The following is a 2,753-nucleotide window of genomic DNA, read 5'->3' on the forward strand; positions in this document are numbered from 1 at the left end:
CCGCTGTTCCAGAACCCCACCGGCGCCGTGCTCTCCCCGGCGCGCCGCCCCGAGGTGCTGCGTATCGCCCGGGAGGCCGGGGCCTTCGTCGTCGAGGACGACTTCGTACGGCTCCTGGCGCACGACGACGCGGGCCCGCTGCCCCGGCCGCTCGCCGCCGACGACCCGGACGGTGTGGTCGTCCATGTCTGCTCCCTGACGAAGGCGTCGTCGCCGAGCCTGCGGGTGGGGGCGCTCGCGGCCCGCGGCCCGGTGCTGGAGCGGCTGCGCGCGATCCATGTCGTCGACACCTTCTTCGTGCCGCGCCCGTTCCAGGAAGCCGCGCTGGAGCTGGTGGGCTCCGCCGCCTGGACCCGGCATCTGCGCTCCGTCTCCACGGCGCTGAAGGCCCGCAGGGACACCCTCACCGCCGCGCTCCGCGTGGAGCTGCCCGAGCTGGATCTCCCGCACATTCCGTCCGGCGGCTATCACCTCTGGCTCCGGCTTCCCGACGGCACGGACGAGCAGGCCGTCGTCTCCGCCGCGCTGCGCGCCGGGGTCGCGGTCACGCCCGGCCGGCCGTACTTCAGCGCCGAACCGCCCGCCCCCCACCTGCGGTTGAGCTTCGCCGCGGTGGCGGGCCCGGCCGAGATCACCGAGGGGGTACGGAGGCTCCGTACCGCCTGCGACGAGGCACTCGTCCCGCCCGACTCCAGGGCGCCTGGCGCACCGCCGCGAGGAGCCTCTTGACCTGCTGGGCAATCGGCCCCACGATCACGCCCATGAGTGTTCGGGTCACGCTGGTCGCCGCCGCGCGCAGCTCGGACGTGTTCGACGAGCGCTTCGACGACGACCGGTCCCTCGACCAGGTGGGATGGTACGAGACGCAGCTCGCCGCCCACACCCTGATCCCGCTGGCCGCCGCCGATCTCCGCTACTGTTCGCCGACCCCGCGCAGCCGTGCCACCGGTGACGCGCTGGGGTTCGCGCCGCTCGCGCAGCCCGCCCTCCGCGACTGCGACATGGGCAGGTGGCGCGGGTTCACGCTCTCCGAGGTGGTGGCCCGGGAGCCCGCCGCCGTCGACGCGTGGCTCGCGGACCCGCGCGCCGCGCCGCACGGCGGCGAGCCCCTGCTGGCCTTCATCTCCCGGATCGGGGGCTGGCTGGACACCCGTCCCGCGCAGGACATCGCCGCGATCGTCGCGGTCGCGGAACCCGCGGTCGTACGGGCGGCGCTGGTGTACGCGCTGAAGGCGCCGCCCCGGACGTACTGGTACGTGGATGTCCGCCCGCTGTCGACGGTCACCCTGAACGGCACGCCGGGGCACTGGCACCTCCAGGTCGGCGCCGCCGGATAACCGCACCGAGTGGCGCCCGGCGGCCCGGTCCTGGCCGGACGCCACGGAGGTGTCAGCGGGGCGCCAGGCCCGCCGCCGGGCCGTGCGGCAGCCGTACGACGACCACCGCGCCGCCGTCCGGAGCGTTGCCGAACGCCAGCGTGGCCCCGACCGCCCTCGCCTGCCCGAGCGCGATCGTCAGCCCCAGACCGTGTCCGGTGCCCCGCTCGCGCGCTCCCGTGCGGAACCGCTGCGGCCCGTCGTCGAGCAGCCCGGGCGGAAAGCCCGGGCCCCGGTCCCGTACGGAAATGGTGGTGACACCGGTCGTGGCGTCCACCCCCACTGTCACCGTCACCGGCGCCCGTCCGTGCCGGTGGGCGTTGCCGACCAGATTGGTGACGATCCGTTCCAGCCTGCGCGGATCGGTCCACACACGGACGGCCGCCGGGTCGGCCACCCCGGGGGCCAGCACCGCCACCTCGCCGCGGGCTCCGGCCCGTTCCACCGCCTCCTCGACCAGCGCCACCAGACCGCACAGCCGCGGATCGGCGCGCTCGACCCCCGCGTCGAGCCGGGAGATCTCCAGGAGGTCCTCCACCAGCGCGCACAGCGCCTTCACCCGGTTCCGCACATAGCGCTCGGCCTCGCCGTCCGGCAGCAGTTCGGCGGCGGTGAGCAGACCCATCAGCGGGGTGCGCAGCTCATGGGCGACATCCGCGGTGAAGCGCTGTTCGTTGCGCAGCCGCGTCTGGAGCGAGGCGGCCATCGAGTCGACGGCACCGGAGATCTCGGAGATCTCGTCGAACGCGCGCGGGCGCGCCGAGATCCGCGCGTCCAGATCACCGGCCGCGATCCGCTGGGCGGTCGCGGCGGCCGATCTGAGCCTGCGGCTCATGTTCCTGGCGACCAGACTCACCAGCGGCAGAACGACGGCGGCCGTCAGCAGTCCCGCTCTCAGGACGCTCTTGTTGAACGCGTCCAGGTCGTTGAGCGCCGGGCCCAGCGGGAGCCGTACGGACAGGGTCCGCCCGGCGGCCGGCCGCGCCGCCCACATCGCGGGGCCGTCGCCGCCGGTCTCGCCGTGCCCGTACTGCGTACCGCGGCGCCCCTGCCGTACGAGGGCGCGCAGCTCACCCGGGACTCCGGGCGCGTCCAGTTCGGCTCCCGTACCGCCGACCGTTCCGGTGCGCGCGTACGCCACGGCCGCGCGGTCGAGCGTGAGCGTGGCGATGGAGCGCGACTGCTCCAGCTCGAAGGCGCGCGAGGCCCGGTCGACCAGCACGACCAGCACGACGACGGCCACACAGGTCGCCGCGGCCACGAGGCCCATGATGCGCCACTGCAAGGAGCGCAGCGGATACGCGGCGGAGAGCGCGCGCGGCGGGACGAACGCCGGCGGGCGGGGTGTCGGCGGGCGGCCGTCCGGCGGAAGGGGGG

Annotated in this window: 3 protein-coding genes; 2 read left to right on the plus strand and 1 reads right to left on the minus strand. The window is 75.2% G+C overall.

All coding sequences use genetic code 11. The annotated features are described in order from the left end of the window. The coding region (locus WH07_RS33970; protein WP_046508705.1) for an aminotransferase-like domain-containing protein at positions 1-729 on the plus strand (729 nt) is incomplete at its 5' end. 32 nt (positions 730-761) lie between these two features. Continuing rightward, positions 762-1,337, plus strand: a complete 576-nt coding sequence (locus WH07_RS33975; protein ID WP_046508706.1) for a histidine phosphatase family protein — start codon at positions 762-764, stop codon at positions 1,335-1,337. Between the two features lie 52 nt (positions 1,338-1,389). Here WH07_RS33975 and WH07_RS33980 read toward each other — a convergent pair. Continuing rightward, a partial coding sequence (locus WH07_RS33980; RefSeq protein ID WP_332836392.1) for a sensor histidine kinase occupies positions 1,390-2,753 on the minus strand: 1,364 nt, incomplete at its 5' end.

This window comes from Streptomyces odonnellii (assembly GCF_000981895.1).
In the GTDB taxonomy this organism is placed as follows: Bacteria; Actinomycetota; Actinomycetes; order Streptomycetales; family Streptomycetaceae; genus Streptomyces; species Streptomyces odonnellii.

Excerpts from the sequence above, each read along its gene's own strand:
- WH07_RS33975 (WP_046508706.1), top strand. The coding sequence starts at position 762 with ATGAGTGTTCGGGTCACGCTGGTCGCCGCCGCGCGCAGCTCGGACGTG.